At 48.3% G+C, this 19,498-nt stretch carries 19 protein-coding genes and 1 pseudogene; 11 read left to right on the top strand and 9 right to left on the bottom strand.

Annotated elements, in window-relative coordinates:
- Window positions 1-44 precede the first annotated feature (44 nt).
- From DBY66_RS05155 to DBY66_RS05140, 4 genes are all read left to right on the top strand, one after another.
- A complete protein-coding gene (locus tag DBY66_RS05155; protein ID WP_108569776.1) occupies window positions 45-1,073 on the top strand; it encodes an ABC transporter substrate-binding protein in 1,029 nt (342 codons plus the stop codon).
- Window positions 1,063-2,097, top strand: a complete 1,035-nt coding sequence (locus tag DBY66_RS05150; protein ID WP_108569777.1) for an iron chelate uptake ABC transporter family permease subunit — start codon at window positions 1,063-1,065, stop codon at window positions 2,095-2,097. Before DBY66_RS05155 ends, DBY66_RS05150 begins: the two co-directional genes overlap by 11 nt.
- Window positions 2,094-2,849 (top strand): ABC transporter ATP-binding protein, encoded by a 756-nt coding sequence (locus DBY66_RS05145; protein WP_108569778.1) that lies wholly within the window; start codon window positions 2,094-2,096, stop codon window positions 2,847-2,849. Before DBY66_RS05150 ends, DBY66_RS05145 begins: the two co-directional genes overlap by 4 nt.
- Before the next feature lie 90 nt (window positions 2,850-2,939).
- Window positions 2,940-3,116 (top strand): DUF1289 domain-containing protein, encoded by a 177-nt coding sequence (locus tag DBY66_RS05140; RefSeq protein WP_094110826.1) that lies wholly within the window; start codon window positions 2,940-2,942, stop codon window positions 3,114-3,116.
- Between the two features lie 183 nt (window positions 3,117-3,299).
- On the opposite strand, the gene DBY66_RS05135 is transcribed toward DBY66_RS05140, so the two are convergent.
- The 4 genes from DBY66_RS05135 to DBY66_RS05120 are packed head-to-tail and all read right to left on the bottom strand — an operon-like array spanning window position 3,300 to window position 7,179.
- A complete protein-coding gene (locus DBY66_RS05135; protein WP_108569779.1) occupies window positions 3,300-4,241 on the bottom strand; it encodes a sugar phosphate isomerase/epimerase in 942 nt (313 codons plus the stop codon).
- Between the two features lie 27 nt (window positions 4,242-4,268).
- Window positions 4,269-4,697 (bottom strand): PTS sugar transporter subunit IIA, encoded by a 429-nt coding sequence (locus DBY66_RS05130; RefSeq protein WP_108569780.1) that lies wholly within the window; start codon window positions 4,695-4,697, stop codon window positions 4,269-4,271.
- Between the two features lie 36 nt (window positions 4,698-4,733).
- Window positions 4,734-5,744 carry a Gfo/Idh/MocA family oxidoreductase gene (locus DBY66_RS05125; RefSeq protein ID WP_108569781.1) on the bottom strand — a complete coding sequence of 337 codons (1,011 nt, stop codon included), beginning with the start codon at window positions 5,742-5,744 and terminating at the stop codon, window positions 4,734-4,736.
- Between the two features lie 25 nt (window positions 5,745-5,769).
- Complete coding sequence (locus tag DBY66_RS05120) at window positions 5,770-7,179, bottom strand: sugar porter family MFS transporter (protein WP_108569782.1); 1,410 nt, start codon at window positions 7,177-7,179, stop codon at window positions 5,770-5,772.
- Window positions 7,180-7,842: 663 nt separating this feature from the next.
- Here DBY66_RS05120 and DBY66_RS05115 point away from each other — a divergent pair.
- Entirely contained in the window at window positions 7,843-8,712 is an 870-nt protein-coding gene (locus tag DBY66_RS05115; protein ID WP_108569783.1) for a helix-turn-helix domain-containing protein, read from the top strand.
- Window positions 8,713-8,829: 117 nt separating this feature from the next.
- Window positions 8,830-9,714: a sugar phosphate isomerase/epimerase family protein gene (locus DBY66_RS05110; protein WP_233499569.1), complete on the top strand. Its 885-nt coding sequence runs from the start codon at window positions 8,830-8,832 to the stop codon at window positions 9,712-9,714.
- A gap of 95 nt (window positions 9,715-9,809) precedes the next feature.
- Here the strand turns inward: DBY66_RS05110 and DBY66_RS05105 are convergent, their stop codons facing one another.
- The 3 genes from DBY66_RS05105 to DBY66_RS05095 all read right to left on the bottom strand — a co-directional run bounded on the left by DBY66_RS05105 (window position 9,810) and on the right by DBY66_RS05095 (window position 11,387).
- The gene (locus DBY66_RS05105; RefSeq protein WP_233207438.1) at window positions 9,810-10,367 is read right to left on the bottom strand and encodes a histidine phosphatase family protein; all 558 of its coding nucleotides are present in this window, start codon (window positions 10,365-10,367) and stop codon (window positions 9,810-9,812) included.
- A gap of 232 nt (window positions 10,368-10,599) precedes the next feature.
- Window positions 10,600-10,938: a cupin domain-containing protein gene (locus DBY66_RS05100; RefSeq protein WP_071668158.1), complete on the bottom strand. Its 339-nt coding sequence runs from the start codon at window positions 10,936-10,938 to the stop codon at window positions 10,600-10,602.
- A gap of 173 nt (window positions 10,939-11,111) precedes the next feature.
- On the bottom strand, window positions 11,112-11,387 hold the full coding sequence (locus tag DBY66_RS05095) for an antibiotic biosynthesis monooxygenase (RefSeq protein WP_071668157.1): 276 nt from the start codon (window positions 11,385-11,387) through the stop codon (window positions 11,112-11,114).
- Between the two features lie 199 nt (window positions 11,388-11,586).
- On the opposite strand from DBY66_RS05095, the pseudogene DBY66_RS05090 reads away from it, so the two are divergent.
- From DBY66_RS05090 to DBY66_RS05070, 5 genes and pseudogenes are all read left to right on the top strand, one after another.
- Window positions 11,587-12,003 (top strand): annotated as a pseudogene (locus DBY66_RS05090) (LysR family transcriptional regulator); the annotation flags it as partial.
- A gap of 70 nt (window positions 12,004-12,073) precedes the next feature.
- A complete protein-coding gene (locus tag DBY66_RS05085) occupies window positions 12,074-12,817 on the top strand; it encodes a hypothetical protein (protein ID WP_108569785.1) in 744 nt (247 codons plus the stop codon).
- A 179-nt stretch (window positions 12,818-12,996) separates the two neighbouring features.
- Window positions 12,997-13,977: a hypothetical protein gene (locus tag DBY66_RS05080; RefSeq protein ID WP_108569786.1), complete on the top strand. Its 981-nt coding sequence runs from the start codon at window positions 12,997-12,999 to the stop codon at window positions 13,975-13,977.
- 59 nt (window positions 13,978-14,036) lie between these two features.
- A complete protein-coding gene (locus tag DBY66_RS05075; protein WP_199559914.1) occupies window positions 14,037-15,101 on the top strand; it encodes an FRG domain-containing protein in 1,065 nt (354 codons plus the stop codon).
- Window positions 15,102-15,784: 683 nt separating this feature from the next.
- Window positions 15,785-16,051, top strand: a complete 267-nt coding sequence (locus DBY66_RS05070) for a hypothetical protein (RefSeq protein ID WP_071668145.1) — start codon at window positions 15,785-15,787, stop codon at window positions 16,049-16,051.
- Window positions 16,052-16,251: 200 nt separating this feature from the next.
- Here the strand turns inward: DBY66_RS05070 and DBY66_RS05065 are convergent, their stop codons facing one another.
- Window positions 16,252-16,725 carry a hypothetical protein gene (locus tag DBY66_RS05065; RefSeq protein ID WP_094110818.1) on the bottom strand — a complete coding sequence of 158 codons (474 nt, stop codon included), beginning with the start codon at window positions 16,723-16,725 and terminating at the stop codon, window positions 16,252-16,254.
- A gap of 268 nt (window positions 16,726-16,993) precedes the next feature.
- Complete coding sequence (fhuE, locus tag DBY66_RS05060; RefSeq protein WP_223811786.1) at window positions 16,994-19,174, bottom strand: ferric-rhodotorulic acid/ferric-coprogen receptor FhuE; 2,181 nt, start codon at window positions 19,172-19,174, stop codon at window positions 16,994-16,996.
- Between the last annotated feature and the right edge of the window lie 324 nt (window positions 19,175-19,498).

Here is a 19,498-nt window from a genome sequence, read left to right as displayed (position 1 = left end):
AGATAAAAATCTGATAATGTTATGTTATAACGTTACCTTGGCAGATGATGATGAAATTTCCTTTTAAAATGCTCGCTCCGGCGTTCATGGCTTTCTCGTGCACAACCGCATTCGCCAGCACCTGGCCACTGACCGTTGAGAACTGCGGCGTTTCTGAAACATTCAGGCAGCCGCCCGCTCGCGTCGTTACGATTGGACAACACGAAACTGAACTTCTGCTGGCGCTGGGCCTGGAAAAAACGATTGCCGGCACCTCGGTCTGGTTCGGCAAGCTTCCGCCCGAGCTTGAAAGCAGGGCCGCAGACCTGAAGCGCCTTGCTGATAATTCGCCCGGGTTTGAAACGGTTGTGGCGCAAAAGCCAGAGCTGGTACTGGCGCAGTACAGCTGGCATGTCGGTCCACAGGGTGAAGTGGCCACGCGTGAACAATTTGAGCAACTGGGCATCAGAACATGGATATCCCCTGCTGACTGCACGGGCAAAACCGTCACAGAGATGTCGAACGGCGACGGCGCGCGTACTACGCCTTATACGCTGAACTCCGTCATGAATGAGATCACTCAACTGTCACAAATTTTCGATGTCGCCGATCGCGGAGAGGCGCTCAAAAAGAATCTGGCGGATCGGATCGCTCACGCGCAGCAGCAGGCAGACGCGCAGACAGGACCTCCGCTTAACGTCGTTTTCTGGTTTTCCAGCAGCCGGCTGAAAGGCGATCCGTGGGTGGCGGGTAATGACGGCGCGCCGGGCTGGATAAGCAAGACCCTTGGCCTGCAGAATATCATTCACTCTTCAGAGGAGTGGCCTGCGGTGACGTGGGAGCATATTGCTCACTCTCAGCCCGACGTGATCGTTATCGCCAGCATGGACAGACGGCTTTATCCCGCTGATGACGCCACGGTAAAAAAGGCCTTTCTCCAGAATGACCCTGTCACGCGCGAAATCAATGCGGTCAGGCAAGGCCACATCATCGTCGTACCGGCAATGTCGCTCAATCCCTCACTGCGCAACGTGGATGCAGTAGAGCTAATTGGCAAACAACTGTCCGCATACAGAAACAAACATGGCAAATAAGATCTCTTCGCCAGCGCAGACAGCGATAGTCATTCTGGCAGGCTTGCTCAGCCTGCCTGTGACGATGGTGGTAGCCGCTTCAACAGGCGACATGCCCGTTTCTTTTACCGTTACCGCTCAGGCGATCGCCAACGGGCTGGGCCTGTCACATTATGACCTCCCGCCGGTTGAGGCGGGCATCGTCTGGCAGTATCGAATGAGCAGAGCGTTAATGGCGGCCAGCAGCGGTGGCGGACTGGCGCTGTGCGGGCTGGTGCTACAGTCCGTTTTGCGTAATCCGCTTGCTGAACCTTATCTGCTGGGGATTTCAGCCGGTGCTTCAACCGGTGCCGTCTGTATTATGCTGTTAGGCGTTGGCGGCGGGATTGTCACTGTCGGCGCCGGCGCGTTTACCGGTGCATGCCTGGCGTTTGGGCTGATTTTGCTGTTATCTGGCGGCATACAGAATCACACCGGAAGAATCATCCTCGCTGGCGTGGCGGGCACTCAGCTGTTTAATGCACTGACCTCTTATATTGTCAGTACCGCCGCGAATGCCGAGCAGTCGCGCGGTGTGATGTTCTGGCTACTGGGTAGCCTCAGCGGCGTGCGCTGGCCTGATGCCATACTCTGTTCTCTTGTTTCACTTGCCGGTTTAATGCTGGTTATTGGCCATGCACGATCGCTGGATACGTTTACTTTTGGCGTTGAGATATCGGCCACACTGGGCACGCGTGTGCTTTTTGTCCGCATAATGCTACTGCTGGTTACCGCTCTGGTCACGGCCGTTATCGTCAGTTCGATTGGCGCTGTCGGATTTATCGGCCTGGTCATTCCTCATATAACGCGGATGCTGGTGGGCCACCGGCATCTGGTTAGCATTCCCGTAACGTTTATTGCTGGCAGTCATTTTATGATCCTCGCCGATCTCCTATCCAGAACGTTGATAACGCATCAGGTCTTACCTGTCGGCGTGGTGACTGCTCTGGTCGGTGCACCTGTTTTTGCCGTTATTCTCTACAGCAACCGGGGGAAGTCGATATGAATATTGTGGTCACTCATCTTGATGTTGAATTGCAAAACAACACTATCCTGTCAGACATCTGTTTTAGCGCCGGACCTGCGCAGACTGTTGGGCTGCTTGGGCCGAACGGCTCCGGTAAATCAACGCTGATCAGGTCGCTGGCGGGTTTGTTTCCCGCTTCCGGCAATCGTATTCAAATCGCCGGTACGTCGCTCTGCCAGTTTCCACGCCGCCACCTTGCACGGAAGCTGGCCTTTGTGCCACAGCATGCAGAAGCTGATAACGAACTGAGCGTCATTGATATTGTGCGTCTGGGGCGTACGCCACATCGCAGCGCATTCAGTCGATGGCGGGATGCGGATAATCATGCGGTGCAGGAAGCGCTTACACAGATGCAGTTAAACAGTCTGGTCAGCCGGCCGTGGCAGCGCTTATCAGGCGGTGAACGACAGCGCTGTCAGATTGCACGCGCGCTGGCGCAAAAGCCCGATATCCTCCTGCTTGATGAGCCGGTAAATCATCTGGATATTCAGTTTCAGCTCGAATTAATGCGGCTTATTACTGCGTTGCCTGTAACGGTGGTTATTGCGCTGCACGATCTGAATCTGGCCGCCAGGTATTGTCAGCATCTGGTCGTTCTGCAGCAGGGCAAAGTTATTGCAACAGGCTCTCCGGAGAGCGTTCTGACGCCAGCGCTTATTCATTCCACATGGAAAGTTCACGCACTGGTTAACCAACCGGGAAACGGTGCCATAAACATACAATATGTTTAACCACTCTATTTATAAACGACCTGGCTCTCTTTCCACTGCTTACTTATGAAAGTGTACTGAAGACAGGCAAGAAACTTTTGAGGAACCGGTATGGCCATTAAATCTCCCTGCACCGACGTTTGCATCTTTGAACAGTCGAAAGGCTGGTGTAAAGGATGTGGCCGCACGCTAAAAGAGGCAAAAGAATGGCGCAAGCTTTCTCCTTATCATCGTAAACAGATTGAGCGAGCGCTTCCTGTGCGGCTGAACATTCTAATGAAGAGTTAAACGCCACCGGTTTTGTCGAATCCGCGCTGACGCGCCCCTGTGAGGTTACCACCCTGGTTAATTTTTGAACTTCCATGAGTCTGCCTGCGCTGAGCGAAACCTTACAGGAGGCTATTCCTTCTGAACAGAATCACTTTGCGGCGTCCGGTGACGTGCCTGCCTTTACTGACAGGCACTGCGCTTCTAGCGACTCAGGGTGCCGAGTAAGGCATCAATAGACGTCTGCAGACCAGCTTCAACACTCATCGTCAGATCTTCCATTTCAAGTGACACATCACCGTTATAACCAGTCATACGCAATACTGAAAAAAACTCTTTCCACCATTTCAGATCCTGCCCGCAACCTACGGCGACATAGTTCCAGGTACGGGTTTTAGTATCGGTAACGGGCTGGTACTCCATCAGTCCATCAATGTCGGCGAGACCCCGCTCGATTCGCGCATCTTTACCATGAACATGAAAAACCGCGCCTTCCAGCTTACGCGCTGCTGCTATGGGGTCAGCGCCCATAGCTATCAGATGAGAGGGATCCAGGTTGATGCCAATCATGTCATCTACGGCGTGACGCAGACGCAGTAAGGTGGATGGGTTATAAACCAGCTGGCTGGGAAACTCTTCGATAGCAATTTGCTCTACGCCATGGTGCTTTGCGTGCTGCACAAACTTTTTCCACCATGGGATCGCGACATCGTTCCATTGATAATCGATTACACCCGGCATGTAATCCGGCCATGAAACCGTTGATGTTATCCAGTTTGGCACGCGATCTTCTGGCCCGCCGCCTGGCAAACCGCTCATCATCACAATTTTTTTAACACCCAGCTTGCCTGCTAACTCAACCGCCCGGTAGCTGCTTTTGGTATGGGTCTCACCCAGTTCACCAGGCGCTAACGGGTTGCCAGAACAGTTCAGCGCGACAATACGCATCTCCCGCTCAGCCAGTTCCTGTTTGAATTGCTCAAGCTTTTCGGGCGAATTTAATAACGCTTCGGTTTGAACATGTGGACAGGGTGACCAGCCGCCTGCGGTCATTTCAACCCCACTGATCCCATAACTTTTAACTTTGTCCAGCATTGCCGGAAAAGGTAAATCCGCCAGAACATCAGTACACAATGCAAGTTCCATTCTATTATCCCCAATATTTCGCGTGAGTTACGCTCTTTCAAACTGATCGATAAACCCGGATTTAGTTCTGGCGTTCGCTAATAGGGTGGTTTTGACTTCATCACCCAGTAAATCTGCAATATCCGCCAGAATCTGAATATGTTCATTTTTCGTTGCAGCTACAGCGACAACAATAAAAACAATTTTCCCTTTACCCCAGCTAACGCCATCGGGAAATTGAAATACCTGAAAGCCAGATTGAATGACCAGATCGAGGTTTTCCCTTGCGCAATGGGGAAGCGCAATACCTGCTCCAATGTAGGTTGAAACACTCATTTCCCGCGAGAGCATTGCCTGTTCAAAGCCGGGTTTGACATAACCCGCTTTTTCCAGAGCACTGGCGGCAATATGTATTGCCTCATTTTTATGCGTTGCCCGGCACTGCAAATGCAGCGCGTCTTCCGTTAAATTCAACATGATTTATTCCTCACTGATGGCGCAAGAGTGCATTAATCAACGGTAGAGCGCGGGCTGCGGTGGAATAATGACATCGTGTTTTTCGCCATCTTTCAGCGAGGCTAAACCGGCATCACAAACCAGCGCCACTACGTAACCATCCCATGAGGAGGGGCCGCTCATCTCGCGCCCGTTACGCACGTTATCAACAAAATGCTGCACCTCCCGATCGTATGCCGTGGCGAAACGTTCCATACAGGATTGTGCAATATGCTGTGCGTTGCCGTTCAGCGAACGCGTACTAATCAGCTGCTGTTCAGTCAGCGCGACAATCGCGTTTTCGCCAATCACTTCGCAGCGAATGTCATAGCCGTAATGGCAATTTACAAACAGCTCATCATCGATGCGCACACCAGATTCGGTCTCGAAAATTATGATTAACGGATCCTGTAAATGCGGCAGCGCACGCCGGGTTTTCTTACGGGGTTTGTCCACGCGCACCGAAATAATATTCTCATTAAGCAAATAGCGGATGATATCGATTTCGTGCGTGGCGGAATCATTCACCGCCATTTCCAGCTTATAGCTTTCCGGCACAGAGGGATTTCTGTGCGCGCAATGGATCAGCAGGATATCGCCGGGTTTCCCGTCATCAATTGTCTTTTTCAGCGCCTGATAACCTGGATCGAAACGGCGCATAAAGCCAAGCTGAAGCAGACGCTTACCGGTTCTGACTTCAGCATCAATAATCTCTGCTGATTCATCAGCAGTTGGTGTTAATGGCTTTTCACAAAATACCGGCTTGCCGGCATTAAATGCCGCAAGGATTTGCGTTTTATGAACCGGACCTATTGAGCAAATAAACACTGCATCGACCAGCTCCGAATTAATCATCTCTTCAGCATCATAAAACGCCGTAGCGTTAAATTCTCTGGCCGCCACATCGGCTGTCGTATGGTTTATATCGCAAACAGCAGTAACCTGCGCGCCAGTAATTGTATTTTGAAAACGTTTCAGGTGATCCTGGCCAATCATGCCCAGACCAATCAGGCCAATTTTGACAGTCATTTATTTACCCTCAGTTACTAAAGCGTTAGAAACGAAATTTCTTTTCGATTTGTTCTAATGTCAGACCGCGTGTTTCCGGCAGATATTTCACCAGCAGAATCAACATAATGATGTTAGTTGCCCCGAAGAAGCCAAAGGTCAGGCCGCCTCCGTAATGGTTCAGCAGGAAAGGGAAAATAGACTGGATTATGAAATCGAATATCCACAAACCGAATACCGCAAAGCCCATACCGATACCGCGCATTCTGAGAGGATAGATTTCTGCCAGCATCAGCCAGAACACCGGTGCTATCCAGCCCTGCATGAACACCAGAAAAACCAGCATCAAGCCAGGGATCACATAGGGTGCGCTGGCAAAATTCGCATGCAGAATTTCTGCACCATCCACAACTTCAGTGTGAAACAGGAACTTAAACGCTAAACTAATCAGTAGCAGGCTCAGCGTGACGCCGGCCTGTCCGGTAAAAAACATTTTCCGGCGTGAGTGTTTGCCAATTAACGCCATGCCAAGGAGGGTAGCCAGTACAGAGATAATGCCATTGGCTACTGCGCCAGTGACAGCTGCCGCATCGCCCAGGCCCGTGGCTTTCAATACCGTTGGCGCGTAGTACATGATGGTATTGACCCCGGTAACGCGCGTTGCGAGTACGATCATTAAGCCCGTTAACACCAGTTGAATCACCCAGCGTTTTTTCAGTTCGTCAAACAGGTTTAATTTCATCTGATCGGCTTTGATGATTTGCTGGATATCTTTCACTTCGCGGTCAACTTCTTCCGGCAGGCGAAGCGTTTTCAATACGCTTATGGCCTTTTCAGTTTCACCGCGACGAATAAAGAAACGCGGTGATTCCGGCATCATAAGCATACCGATCCACAATAGCGCGCCAGGCAGTGCCGGAATAGCCAGCATAATGCGCCAGTTGTGCTGCAACTCGGGATAGACATTCACAAGCGTTGCATTAACGGAATACGCGAGGAACTGGCCGGTAACAATCATTAGCTCATTGACGGTGACTAACCGCTCGCGCTGATCGGCTCGTGCCAGTTCGGAAATATAAATGGGTACGGTTACAGAAGCGCAGCCCACCGCTAAGCCCAGGATAAAACGCGCAACAATCATTGATGGCACATCCCACGCAAACGCCGTGCCTAACGCGCCGAACATAAAAACAGCTGCCACCCAAAGCAAATTTTTACGACGTCCTTGCTTATCTGATAAATATCCACCAAATAGCGAGCCCAGCGCGGCACCAAACAGCAGAAATGAAGTGATAAATCCTTCCTGAGCCGGTGTCAGATTCATATCATATTTCATGAATATTAATGCGCCGGAGATAACGCCGGTGTCATAACCGAAACATAAGCCGCCAATGGTTGATACAAGCGTAATCAAACGCATGCGCTTAGGATTTTGCAGGTGAGTTTTGTTATACATAGTTTTTCCATCTGGTTGTAAGGTAATACCGTTGCAAGCCGTTTATAGTCAGAATAAAGCTATGTTGTTTTAAAACGTTAAAAAGAGCAGTTAACTTACTGGCTGTGTAAGTATGATTTTAATTTCAGCGTGAAGAGGCTGCTGTGACCCTCAAACGTTACGACAACGTTATATCAAAGTGAAAATCAAAAGCCAGACACGTCTCTCCGTACTATTTACCAGCGTGCTGGCGATCAAATATTTTTAATTACATTCGTGAAAAGCAGTGATAATCATCACGCCGTCAAATATGAACGTTGACATAACAAGATTGAAGAGAGTTTGAAAAGTCAATTTTTACCAGCACTGTGGTGGCTTACTTGTAAGAAATAAAATAGCAATTTTGATGATTATTGACCGTTTAATGAAAATACCCCTCTTAACAGAGTTAGCTTGTTACTGTCTTAATCTGAATGAGTGCATCAGGCTGCTTTTTAAAGAACGTGATGACAATCATGTCTCCTTGCGTGACCAGAGCGGTCATAACAATTAAAGAGAGTTAAGGATAAAGGAATTTCATTCTGGCATTATATATCAGTGGGTTAGTCAGGAAGAAAAAGCAAAGTTGATGATTACCAGCGCGTAAAGTCGTGTCAGAATAGCGCCATCACGACAGGAGACATTATGATCACCTTCAGTCTTAACGAGCATCCTTCCGCACGCGGCTTCGACAGTGGCCTGCGACCGCGCCTGAGCTTCATATGCAAAGCTGAAGGCAAAGAGGAAGCGATTCCTCGCGTAATGCACAAACATGATGAACGCTTTGAATTGATGTTTATCCGCTCAGGCAAGGGTATTTATAATATCGACGGCCGTAGCTATGTCGTTAAATCTGGCGATATATTACTGTTCAATGCCAGCGTGCTTCATGATGAATGCCCGGAAGCCTCAGATGACCTGCTGATATTCAGCTGTGGCGTTGAGCAACTGAAGGTCGATGGTTTGCCACTGAACGTCCTTACGCCTCGCTCGCAAACCGCGGTCATGCCAGCCGGCAATTATTATCATGAAATTTGCCAGTTGTTTGAACAGATGTGGTCGCATGTCAGTAATAAGCGTCTGTACAGCACAGAAATTGGCGATAGCTTACTCAGCGTGCTGTTATTATTGTGCCGGAATATCTGGATAGAAAGCAAACCGCAACAGGAAAGCGCCAGCGTATTATTAGGGCAGCGCGTGAAGGACTATATCGACAACCATTATAAAGAAGATATCTCCCTGAGTTTGATTACTGCAGCGATGAATATGAATCAGTTCTATCTGGCGCATGTCTTCAAAGCCTATTCGGGTTATTCCCCAAAACAGTATCAGACCCGCCGCCGTATCGGCGAGGCACAAAACTTATTATTAAGCACTGACCTGGGAGTCATAGATGTAGCAAGTGCTGTAGGCTACGATAACGTAAACAATTTCCACCGAATCTTTCATAATCTTGTCGGCATTCCGCCTGCCCGTTATAAAAAATTCTGGATAACCGGGCAGATAAAAAGATAAGTTACATGGATACTTTGTGTGCGGCACGATCACCCTGCCCCTGATCTGTTCTAAGATGCTTCCGGTTTTCTTTTTCTCATACAGTTTAAGACGCATCCGGTAATATTGCGTGACCGTATGCAGGCTTTCTATCTCCTGTTGATTCCCGCTATATCAAATTCTGATTCAGAGGAAATTATGCTCAAAGCTCTTCACGGTATTTCAACCCATTACTGCAATGTGGTTACTGAAGCACGTATAGCTGCGGAAGCGGGCTATGATGGTCTGGAGTTTTTGCATGATAAATTGCTGCGTTATCTCGAACACGGCGGCAGTACTGCACAACTTAACACGCTGGTGCGGGGTCATGGATTACAGACCTTGTGTCTTAATGCCCTGATAAATATTGAACGCTATCAGGGCGCAGAAAAGCAGCAAATGCTGGCTGAAGCCAGGCGACTGACGCAGATTGCGGCGGATTTGGCCTGCCCGACCATTCAGATTCTGGCGCAGCACGGCATTGATCATCTGCCAGAGAGGCAAATTCTCGATATTATTACCGAAAATATTGCTGAGATTGCCACTATTGGCCAGCAATATGGGGTGCGCTATCAGATTGAGGTTATCGCGCATACGCGATTCAACACGCTCAATCAGGTACTGGAGGTGATTCAGCGTATAAATGCACCTAATATCGGTTTAGTCATCGACTTCTGGCACCTCTTTGCGACCGGGCATACTACGCCGGAAGATATTCAACAGCTCGATCCTGCCCTTATCTACGGCGTGCACTTTTGTGATGGCCGTAAGCCCCGCCCTGGTGAAGAATGGAACGAAACGGTGCTGCGCGCTTATATGCCCGGCGAGGGGGATATTGATATTCAGGCATGGAGCAATGCGGTAAAAGCCACCGGTTTTGATGGCGTGTGGTCAGCAGAATTATTCAGCCCGGCACGCTGGGAAATGGACCACGCTATCCTGGCAAAACAGATCATTGATAATATGAAATTCTATTTAGGTTAGGTTAAGGCTTTGGCTGTCCGCTTTGTGCCGAAAGCGAAACTACTAATTTTCAATGTCTGGAGACTCCGGACGTGCCCCCAACCCGATATCTTTAATTACTGAAGTCTGTAGATGCTCGCGTTCCAGTAACCATTACCCTGACTACAATATTCTTTAAAACCCAAAGACCTCAGTTCCCCTGCAATTAGCCGATTCATCACCCCATGTCCCATAAGAAGCACAGGCCCGTCGGATGCTTTTGCCAACCCGACGAGGCTATTCGCAGCCTGAGCAGCACGTTGCTTAGCTTTTCCCACACGCTCCACATTACGGGACAGGCCGCTTAGCCACATAACGCGAAAAAAAGCAGCCCACACGGCTGGAGATAACCTGAAACCGGGCAGGTGAAATACCGGCAGATCTGCTTCCCTGAACACCTCATCAATAACCTCCGGTTCAAGCCCTAATGCTTTCAGGGAAGAAAGTGCTCTGGGAAGAGGGCTACTTATGATTCGCGATGCGCTGACCGCTAATGATTTGCTGGAATCGGGCGGTGTATCTTCTCCTGTATCAGAACGGTCATATTCTGCAATCCAGTTGCACATTTCACGGCTCGTTACTTTCGCAGAAGCTGTAAAAGCGGGCTTTCCATGACGCATTAAAATAATTTCCATACAGAACTTCTTATTTATTGTCCTAATGTCCGCTTCTCACTCAAAGCGGAGATGACTAAACCTGAATGCACTCATCAATGGCGAGCCGTTGACAGTGCATAGCCATGTACTCCATCGGAATCTTCAGGCTGTTTTTCATCGGATGGCAAAGGTGCCGGAAATGCCCTTTACGCCTTTAAAAGGCTCCGGGGCGTTTTGAGTAGCGCAACCAGAAACGTTTTTTAAGACACAGTCAGGTAAGGTCTGTTCGATCTCCGCGCGGTGTTGGATGTGAAATGACGATAAATTCGATTGCGGAATCCGTGTCATTTCTGGCCTGATGCTTTGACCCAGGGGGGATCTCGATGCCCTGCTGAGCGACAATTCGATGCGCTTTTCCTTCCAGCTCCATGGTCAACACACCATCCAGAACGAAAAAAAACTGTCTGGATACCGAATGGTAGTGTCGCTTTTCACATGTTTCCGGCGGCATCTTTTCGTGAATAATCAGCATGTCTTGCCGGTTTACCAGATACCAGCCATCGCACTTATCACCCCATACATAATGCTCAGCATTAGCCTTAGAAATCATTGGTTTTTACCTGTTGACCGCGTAAGAATTCTGAACCTGATGCGTTGTTATACTTTGAGAGCTCTTTGATTCGCAACAGCGATGTTATGTTTGATGCGGCTCTATCTGCAGATGTAAGAAAGCCGCTGGGTAGCGGCCTTTTATAAACGTATCGTGATTCGGTTTCGGTAAAGTTACTCACTCTCTGAGATTTCATACTCTCTGGCGATCGCGCTGGTTTCTCTTCCCCAGACCGAAGCCCTGGTTCTTTTCTGATGGGCGTCAAAAGTAGCCTGGTTTGTAAAAAGCTCTTCGACGGTCCAGACCAGGGGGTCTGCTGTTTCAGTAACCTCAAATGATACGCATCCGGTTTCTTTCCTGGTTAGTTGCTTGTGTTCAGGAAGGTACTGGCGAACAAGATCCGCTTCTTCTGCACTTTTACACACCAAACGACCCGTCAGCTTAATCATTATCATCCTGCTATTTTCATGCGGTTTTATCGAGTATCCCAGCGACGAAGTTACACCAAACCGTTGAGGAAAAGAAACCGATCAGTATCAGCAGCGCCGCGCAGCAGTTTGCTGGTAGTCACCACTGAGCCCTGATAAGTCGGCTTGAGCCTGGTGCCTGGTGCCTGGTGCCTGTTGCCTGGCCGTACTGTGCGACAATATGAAAAGTGAAATGAGCGGCATTCCGGTTTTTGTGGCTGCTGCTGAGTCAGCAAGTTTTTCTCAGGCCGCCGAAAACTTGCACCTCACGCGTTCGGCCGTAGCAAAAACCATCGGCCGGCTGGAAGGCAGGCTGGGCGTTACGCTTTTCAGCCGCACCACCCGTCGTCAGACCCTGACGGATGAAGGCGCGCTCTATTATGAATTCTGCCGTCGGGCGCTGGATGAAATCAGAATGGCAGAGGAGATGCTGGAAGGCGGCAAGCTGCAGGCAAGCGGTAAACTAAGAGCCTCTGTGCCGGTTTTGTTCGGACATTTTTGTGTGGCACCGCTATTAGCCGCGCTGGCAAAAGAGCATCCCGGGCTGGCACTGGAAATTTCTTTCAGCGATCGCCAGGTTGACCTGCCAGCAGAGGGTTCTGCTTTTAAGTTTTGAAATAAAGTGCCGATAGTAAAGTTAAGGATTTTTGTCATAAGGAAGCAAGACTGTGAAAGATTTTTCAAACTATTCGAAAGCATTAGGGATGGCTAAATTCTATGTTTACGCATTTTATGACACTGAAGATGCCTCTAAGAGGCCGTTTTATATAGGTAAAGGCAAGTCAGAACGCTGTTTTGATCATATGAAGTCGAGTGACGGCTCTCCGAAATCAGAACGAATTCATCATCTGTTAAAAACAGGAAACCTGGGTATCGACATACTTCGCCATGGCATGGACGAGGCAACCGCGAAGCTTGTTGAAGCAACCTGTATTGATCTCTTGGGTGTAGGGGAGCTGACTAACAAAGTAAGAGGAAGCAGCTCCCTTATGGGGCGAATCACGCTGGATGAGCTCAACTATCTCCTTCTTAAACAAGAGACGGAAGTCGCACCTGAACATGCAGGGCTCGCTTTTTTGCTAAACAGTACTTACAAATCTGGCATGAGTGCACTTGCATTATATGAAGCTACACGTGGCATCTGGGCAAAAGTACCAAAAGATGAGAACCTGAAATTTGCTTACGCCACTTATGGTGGTTTGGTGATGGAAGTTTACGAGATCCATGGCTGGATCAAGGCTGGCTCTCAGCAATACTTTACCCGAGAACTGATCATCCCTCCTGAAACCAACCGTTCAGAGTTTGTTGGACGAATTGCATCACCAGAAGTCAGAGAATTATATCTGGGCAAGTTAATCAAAAAACCGCGCAGTCATGGTAACCCTTTCGTAAAAGTAGGGCTGACACAATAAACAGACCTGTTTTCCGTTGATTAATACACCTCCGTGCTGGTTGTTATGTCGTTGTACCCGTCAACGTCCGCTTTGTGCCAAAAGCGGACGTAGTTAAAGTTTTCAATTAATCATAAATAAAGCTATTTTCAGCTGCAAAAACATACGCTATCTTGAGTGTATTGAGGAGAAACGTGCATATGAAATTTAGAGCTAGAAACCTTAGAGCGATTGCGGAGTGTATTATTGGAGATAATCAGGTTTTTACCTATAGATCCAGCTTATATATAACTGAGTTTTTCCAAGAGTGCGATTTGAATTTCGTTCATGATGGCTCATCCCGATGGTCATGGACGGTAGAACGATTAGAAGAACTCCTTCAAGAGCCACAACCAAAGGCTTACGCACTACCTGAAAGATTTGTTCAAGTTCTTAGAACATTGATGCTGAAAGAAGATGCTAGCGATGAAGACCCTGAAAGGAAAAATGCACTTAATGAATTAAATAAGCCCTTAATTCGTGAAGGATATGAAGCATTTTATGATGATGATAATTTATTATATGTTCGTCATAACGGAACGAAAACAATTTCGATAACACATAATCCACATCGCCCCTTCTCTCCTCAAGAAATAAAACGTAGATCTTTACTGATAGAATACCTTGAAACTTGCTCTGAAGATGAATTAATTGAGGAAGTATTGCTTCCTCTGTTCCGACAACTTGGATTTCATCGGGTGTCAGCTACAGGCCATAAAGATAAAGCTTTAGAATATGGTAAAGACATTTGGATGAGATACACACTCCCAACTCAGCACGTTCTTTATTTTGGCATCCAAGCAAAAAAGGGGAAGCTTGATGCATCTGGTGTCAGTAAGGCGTCTAACGTTAATGTATCCGAGATCCATAACCAAGTTTTAATGATGCTTGGCCATGAGATATTTGACCCAGAAACCAGTAGGAAAGTTCTTGTTGACCATGCTTTTATAGTTGCAGGTGGCGAGATCACTAAACAAGCAAGAAATTGGCTTGGAGGGAAACTTGATGCGAGTAAAAGAAGCCAAATAATGTTTATGGACAGAGAGGACATCCTCAACCTATACACTGTAAGTAATATTCCTCTGCCTAGAGCAACATTCTCTCAGGAAGGCTCAATCAATAGTGGTGAAGTTCCATTTTAAATTATTTAATTTAAATGCCATGAATTTAATCATTAAAACTTGCCTTATGGGAGGAAGAATTGGAGTATTTTAAAATAAATTCATTAAATGAACTAAAGATTGTTCTTGCTCAATTTGAAGAGGGGTTTCTATTTAGAGGGCAACTTGACCACTACGGCGAACCTAATAACCCTTCTGTTATTGCCTCTTTTGATCGACAAGTTTGTGTTCCATCCGAAACAATAAAATGGATGCGATACGCAAGCAAAGTAATTGAAGGGGTAATTGGCAAACATGTAAATGACTATTGTTATGTACAAGCCATTTTACAGCATTATGGCTGGCGGTCTTTTTTTGTTGATTGCAGTTCAAGTCCAGCAGTCAGTACATGGTTCGCTAGTCATAAATTCATCGAAAAACCTGGTATCGATATGTGTGAAGATTGTGGGGAAAACTTTATTTGGGAGCGGAAAAAGTTTGCCCATTACAATTATGAAATAGGAGACGGGCATCTTTATGTGATTGATAAGTCGATAGCTAAAAAAGTTGGTCTTGTAGATTTAGCTTCATTAACTATTGATGGTTATTTACCTCGAACTGAAGTACAAAAGGCATGGTTGCTAGGTCCAACTTTAGGAAAACCAATCCCAAAGGAATGCTTTGTTGCTCAAGTTACAGCAGATCGGTCTATTTTTCGCGAATATGCAGCCATGCATGGTTTTAAAGACACGGATTCTATGTTTCCTCCTGCAACTAAAGACCCAATACTTAGCGCTCTTTTGGGGCTACCTTGGAGAGAAATAGAGTCAATGCGTAGCCCGAAATTTATGGTCCCTGTATTTAAACGAGCTTTGGATTTACCTGAATATCAAACGAGTTTTGAAAAAATCGCCTCACCATCCACCGCTTTCTATCGTGGTGAAAAAATAAGCGACTTATTTGATTCTATTGAAACTGCTGGAGGTAAAGTTACTGGTGGTAAATTTGTTGACGTGCCTAGTATTGTTATTTTCGGTTCTGCCAATTCAAATGCACCATTGATACTTCCCAAAATTGAAAAGTTACTCAAAGGTAACAGTTTTTTAGCTTTAGAGATTGATGAAATCATTAAACACCCTGGGATGGGGTATAAGACTGTCTATTAGAAAGGTGTGGGCATTATCAATCATGCACATAACCTAATTGAAATTTGTGAACTAGTCGTCATGCATCCCGGCTTAGAAATGACCAAAGCGGGGTTTAGCCCTGGAAAGTTCTATCTTAGGAGAGCTAATGGTTTATGGGCACGCCACCCCCATGTTAATGATTGTAATTGTGGGAACGAAGATATTCATAAAAGACACATTTCGGCTTTACTCATAGCTGAAGATATAATTTAGGACCCTTTGTTAAAATGGTTATAAATTGAAAATAATGTCGATTAACTATTTGTATAGTCTTAAGGTGATGAATTTAATATTTATTTAATTTGTAGCTATTTAAGAAAAAGTTTCCATTTAATTTTGGGGATTTGAAACGTCCGCATTTCGCTCATAGCGGACGCTGTAAGCCTCTCACTGTGATTCAGACCTACCGCAGAGTAAATGACGCTTAAGCAATGTGGCTTTTAAGCGACGTGAAAGGTACTTATCAGGCCTGCGGCCTTAAGCAGTCGCGTGGTCAGACTTTTTGACTGTTACCGAAAAAGGATTGTTACCGCTAAAAAATGAGCGCGGCTGCTAACCCCTGTTCTCAAAACCGTATGCGTTCTTCGGGCAGGCATCGTATTCATTTTGGGACTACAGTTACCGGTGAGGTTGTCATTGACTCGTATCAGGAGGTGTATTCAGTGTTTGATCACGACGACGATCAGGAGAAACCTGTCATCGGAGAGGCAGCACTCAACCTTGCAATGGCGGGACAGGACATTAACCAGCGAACCCTGACGGCGGAGCTGGATTTGATGGCTGGTAACGCTACTAACGCGGTCAGGGCGGAGAAAATCAGAAAAGCCAGACACTGGCTCAATGGTTTCTCTCAAACTGATATGCGCGACAAGGCTGGGCTGCACTTAAAGATGAAAGCAGACCCGGACGACGACGGAAAACATCACTAACCGTTGCCCGGCCCCGGCCGGAAGACGACGAAGATAAGCCAACCTCATAACGGGCGCGTCCGACGCGTACCGGCCGGAGAAACTGTCAGGGATGACACCCGGTTGTTAACTCAGGCAACACCAATCAGAACGGGCAAAAGATAAATAACCTGCCCCACCCCCATCACAAACTTCCTGTTCTGTCAGGCTGGGGAAGGCGTTTAGTGACGGTCAGAACGCGTGGCAAAGAAGACCACGGCTGCTCCAAGAGCGACAACCAGCGTATCTTCAATCAGGCCGCTTCGGGTCTGTCCGATTTTTGTTATCGCCTTTTTGCGGGCTGCAAGCGTGGCATAAGCCAGTGGCACCGCGGCAGAAATAGCCACCGCGGCCCCGGTCTTCTCTTCGCCACGAGGTGCCAGCGCGGCACCGGCAATCCCGGCACTGGCCACGCGCGCCGAGAGGCCAGGAAACACAGTGCGGTCCGGTGCTGATTTCATTTTGTCGCCATACAGCTCCCCTGCTCCCATCGCTAACGCCCCATATTTAAAGAGCGGCCGATCCAGCAGCAGCAGAGCGCCTGACGTATTGCGCTTCGCAAGACGTGCCGCAGCAAGAGCCGCCATCGGCGTCATTGAACGGCAACTGGCGACCACGCCAATCAGGGCAGAATAAACAAAACGCGTTATTTTCATTATTGGTTTTCCGGATAGTGAGAGATCTATTTGCTCTTACGCTCCGCCGGGATATAAGGCAGGAACGCGCTATTTAACAAGCACATTTACATGGTCACATTATCTGAGTGTTGGGATCTATACTGCCAGCAGCATGCCTGCTGGAATAATCAGTATAGATGAGCGGTTTGAGCGTGCAGAAAGAAGAGAAGCGGGCGGGTAATAGTGGAAGCATTCAGGCATGTCAGCGTGTTGCATGCCTGAATGTGAATATCGACTATTCGATCTGTCAGAACTGCCAGGAAACGCTGACGTTCATATTTCGTGGCTCACCATAGACGTAACTGTTCATATAGCTGTAGTAGTGGCGATCAAAGAGATTATCGAGGTTGGCCTGTACCGCAACCTGTTTATTCACCTGATAGCGCGCAAACAGCGATGCCAGCGGATAGCTGCCCTGATACACCCGTACGCTCTCACCGCTGGCGTTGGTCACATCCTTAAATACCCGATTCTGCCAGTTAACGCCGCCGCCAATAGTCAGGTCAGGAATAGCGGCCAGCTGATAGCGGGTGAATAGCTTAAAGGAGGTCTGCGGCTGGTAACTGTTAAAGCGGCCACTTTTGTCACGCGCAACATAGCGGGTGGCACCAAATGTCAGTTGCAGATTATCAGTCAGTGCACCATTCAGTTCAAACTCGGCGCCTTTACTCACGGCACCTTTAGCGGCGACATAAGCCTGCTCGCTGCCATTCAGGTAGACACCATCAAGCGCCTGACCGACATCATCCTCTTCGATACGGAATATCGCCACGGTGGCGGTGAGCAGGCCATCGTTCCAGGCAGATTTCAGCCCGGTTTCGTAGCTTTTTCCGGTTACGGGTGACAGGTAGCCGCCTCGGGTATCGCGATAAGTCTGCGGCAGGAAAATAGCAGTGTAACTGCCATAGGCGGACCAGGTATCGTTGATGTCATACACCAGCCCTGCATAAGGCGTAGTGTTATTTTTAGTCACCTCTCCGCTGCTGCCGGTGGTGCTCCACTGGGTATAGCGCGCGCCAACAATCAGTGACAGCGGATCGGCCAGCGACAGACGTGCTGCGCTGTAAACGGATTTCTGCCGCACCGTGTCATTGGCGTTGCGATACCAGCCCTGCCACGCCGGCTCCGCTACATTACCGCTCCAGTGGTTATCAAAAATACCCATATCGGCTGCCGTGATCTCACGCGCTTCTGCATCGCTGAAACCATCCTGGCTATACGTTGCATTGTGCTGCCGGCTGTAACTGGCACCCGCCATTAACAGATGCTGACGACCAGCCAGCTCAAACGGGCCGCTGGCGAAGCCATCGACAGAGTCCAGTTTACGTTTGCCGCGATCCATACTGCCATAGCCGGTCGTACCCTCACCGCTCTCCCGATCGGGATTGCCCATCACATAGAGCAGCTTATCGCTGAATGTGTTTTCAGCGTGCGTGCCGTTAACATGAACATTCCAGCCGTTATCAAAGTTATGTTCAATATCGGCAAAGACTTTACGGGAGTTGGTATTATACCGCGCCCAGTTGGCTGCTGAATTCAGGCTGCGATCGTAATGGGTGGTGGCATTGTTACTGTAAAACATCGGCAAACCGCCCCAGGTTGGGTTGCCGGTGTTGTTATCTTCGTAGTCATATCCCAGTGACACGGTGGTGCTTTCAGAGAGATCGGCATCAATGACGCCGTAGATAAACTTTTTGGTCTTCTGATAGCGATCCAGCCAGCTCTGCTGGTCAGTGTAGCCACTTACAATGCGGCCACGCAGGCTGCCATCCCCGTTCAGCGGAGAAGAGAGATCGGCCACATAACGCTGCTTATTCCAGCTGCCATAGCTGGCACTCAGCGTTCCGGTGGCGATTTTGCTGTCGGCATGTTTGCGCACCATGTTGATTGAAGCCGCCGGGCTGCCTGCGCCGGTCATCAGGCCGGTTGCACCGCGCACGATCTCAATGCGGTCATAAATAGCGGAGTCGGAAGCCGCATCGCCATAATTCCATGCGTCGTTGACTAAAGCCGGAATACCATCAAACGTAAAATTGCTGACTTTGAAGCCGCGCGAATAGTACTCAGAGCGTTCACTGTCGACAAGATTAGTGGATATGCCGGTAACGTTGGTTAATACATCATTAACCGACTGCAAATCCTGATCCTGCATGCGCTGCTGTGTCACGACGCTAAGAGACTGCGGTACATCGCGCGGTGTCAGCATCAGCTTAGTGCCCGCACGGGTGGTCTGCACCGCATAGTTCTGGTTACTGAGCGCACTGTTATCGGCCGAATCAGTGCTGACGATCATCTCCTGCGCATCCTCCTCTGCCGCCCGGGCGGGAGTGAGAAGGGAATGCACGGTCAGTGCCAGTAATGAGATGCTGAAGAGGTTATTGAACCCTGATTCCCTGCTACAAAAAGCCATAAACTCTCTCTTAAACATTGGTATTAGGTTAAGCAGTGATGCGCTGTTTTTATATTTATCCGTTCAGCGCAGGCAGGCAGAGGCCCGCAACATATGAGAAAGACAATGATAATCATTTGCTTTAGCAATTCTCTAAAAGATTCCATCGCAAATGTAACTTTATGTAAACATCATAATATTCAGTGATATAGGGAGTTAAAACCCGGAAATAGCGGTGGTTTAGGTTATACCGATTCAGAGAAAGGCAGAGTGCAGGAGGTGATCAGCGATGATTACGGGAGAGATCGTGGTGCCATTCAGGCAGGCCATCCATAGCCTGCCGTTTGCATACACCAGACCCGC

This window comes from Pantoea sp. RIT413, from assembly GCF_003057675.2.
Lineage (GTDB): Bacteria > Pseudomonadota > Gammaproteobacteria > Enterobacterales > Enterobacteriaceae > Pantoea > Pantoea eucrina.
Note: the sequence above shows the minus strand (reverse complement) of the source record. Positions and strands in the feature narration are given on the sequence as shown.

Bases quoted from the DNA above. Each gene is read 5' to 3' on its own strand.
- DBY66_RS05155 (WP_108569776.1), top strand. From the start codon at position 45: ATGATGATGAAATTTCCTTTTAAAATGCTCGCTCCGGCGTTCATGGCT.
- DBY66_RS05150 (WP_108569777.1), top strand. From the start codon at position 1,063: ATGGCAAATAAGATCTCTTCGCCAGCGCAGACAGCGATAGTCATTCTG.
- DBY66_RS05145 (WP_108569778.1), top strand. From the start codon at position 2,094: ATGAATATTGTGGTCACTCATCTTGATGTTGAATTGCAAAACAACACT.
- DBY66_RS05140 (WP_094110826.1), top strand. From the start codon at position 2,940: ATGGCCATTAAATCTCCCTGCACCGACGTTTGCATCTTTGAACAGTCG.
- DBY66_RS05135 (WP_108569779.1), bottom strand. From the start codon at position 4,241: ATGGAACTTGCATTGTGTACTGATGTTCTGGCGGATTTACCTTTTCCG.
- DBY66_RS05130 (WP_108569780.1), bottom strand. From the start codon at position 4,697: ATGTTGAATTTAACGGAAGACGCGCTGCATTTGCAGTGCCGGGCAACG.
- DBY66_RS05125 (WP_108569781.1), bottom strand. From the start codon at position 5,744: ATGACTGTCAAAATTGGCCTGATTGGTCTGGGCATGATTGGCCAGGAT.
- DBY66_RS05120 (WP_108569782.1), bottom strand. From the start codon at position 7,179: ATGTATAACAAAACTCACCTGCAAAATCCTAAGCGCATGCGTTTGATT.
- DBY66_RS05115 (WP_108569783.1), top strand. From the start codon at position 7,843: ATGATCACCTTCAGTCTTAACGAGCATCCTTCCGCACGCGGCTTCGAC.
- DBY66_RS05110 (WP_233499569.1), top strand. From the start codon at position 8,830: ATGCAGGCTTTCTATCTCCTGTTGATTCCCGCTATATCAAATTCTGAT.
- DBY66_RS05105 (WP_233207438.1), bottom strand. From the start codon at position 10,367: ATGGAAATTATTTTAATGCGTCATGGAAAGCCCGCTTTTACAGCTTCT.
- DBY66_RS05100 (WP_071668158.1), bottom strand. From the start codon at position 10,938: ATGATTTCTAAGGCTAATGCTGAGCATTATGTATGGGGTGATAAGTGC.
- DBY66_RS05095 (WP_071668157.1), bottom strand. From the start codon at position 11,387: ATGATTAAGCTGACGGGTCGTTTGGTGTGTAAAAGTGCAGAAGAAGCG.
- DBY66_RS05080 (WP_108569786.1), top strand. From the start codon at position 12,997: ATGAAATTTAGAGCTAGAAACCTTAGAGCGATTGCGGAGTGTATTATT.
- DBY66_RS05065 (WP_094110818.1), bottom strand. From the start codon at position 16,725: ATGAAAATAACGCGTTTTGTTTATTCTGCCCTGATTGGCGTGGTCGCC.
- fhuE (WP_223811786.1), bottom strand. From the start codon at position 19,174: ATGTTTAAGAGAGAGTTTATGGCTTTTTGTAGCAGGGAATCAGGGTTC.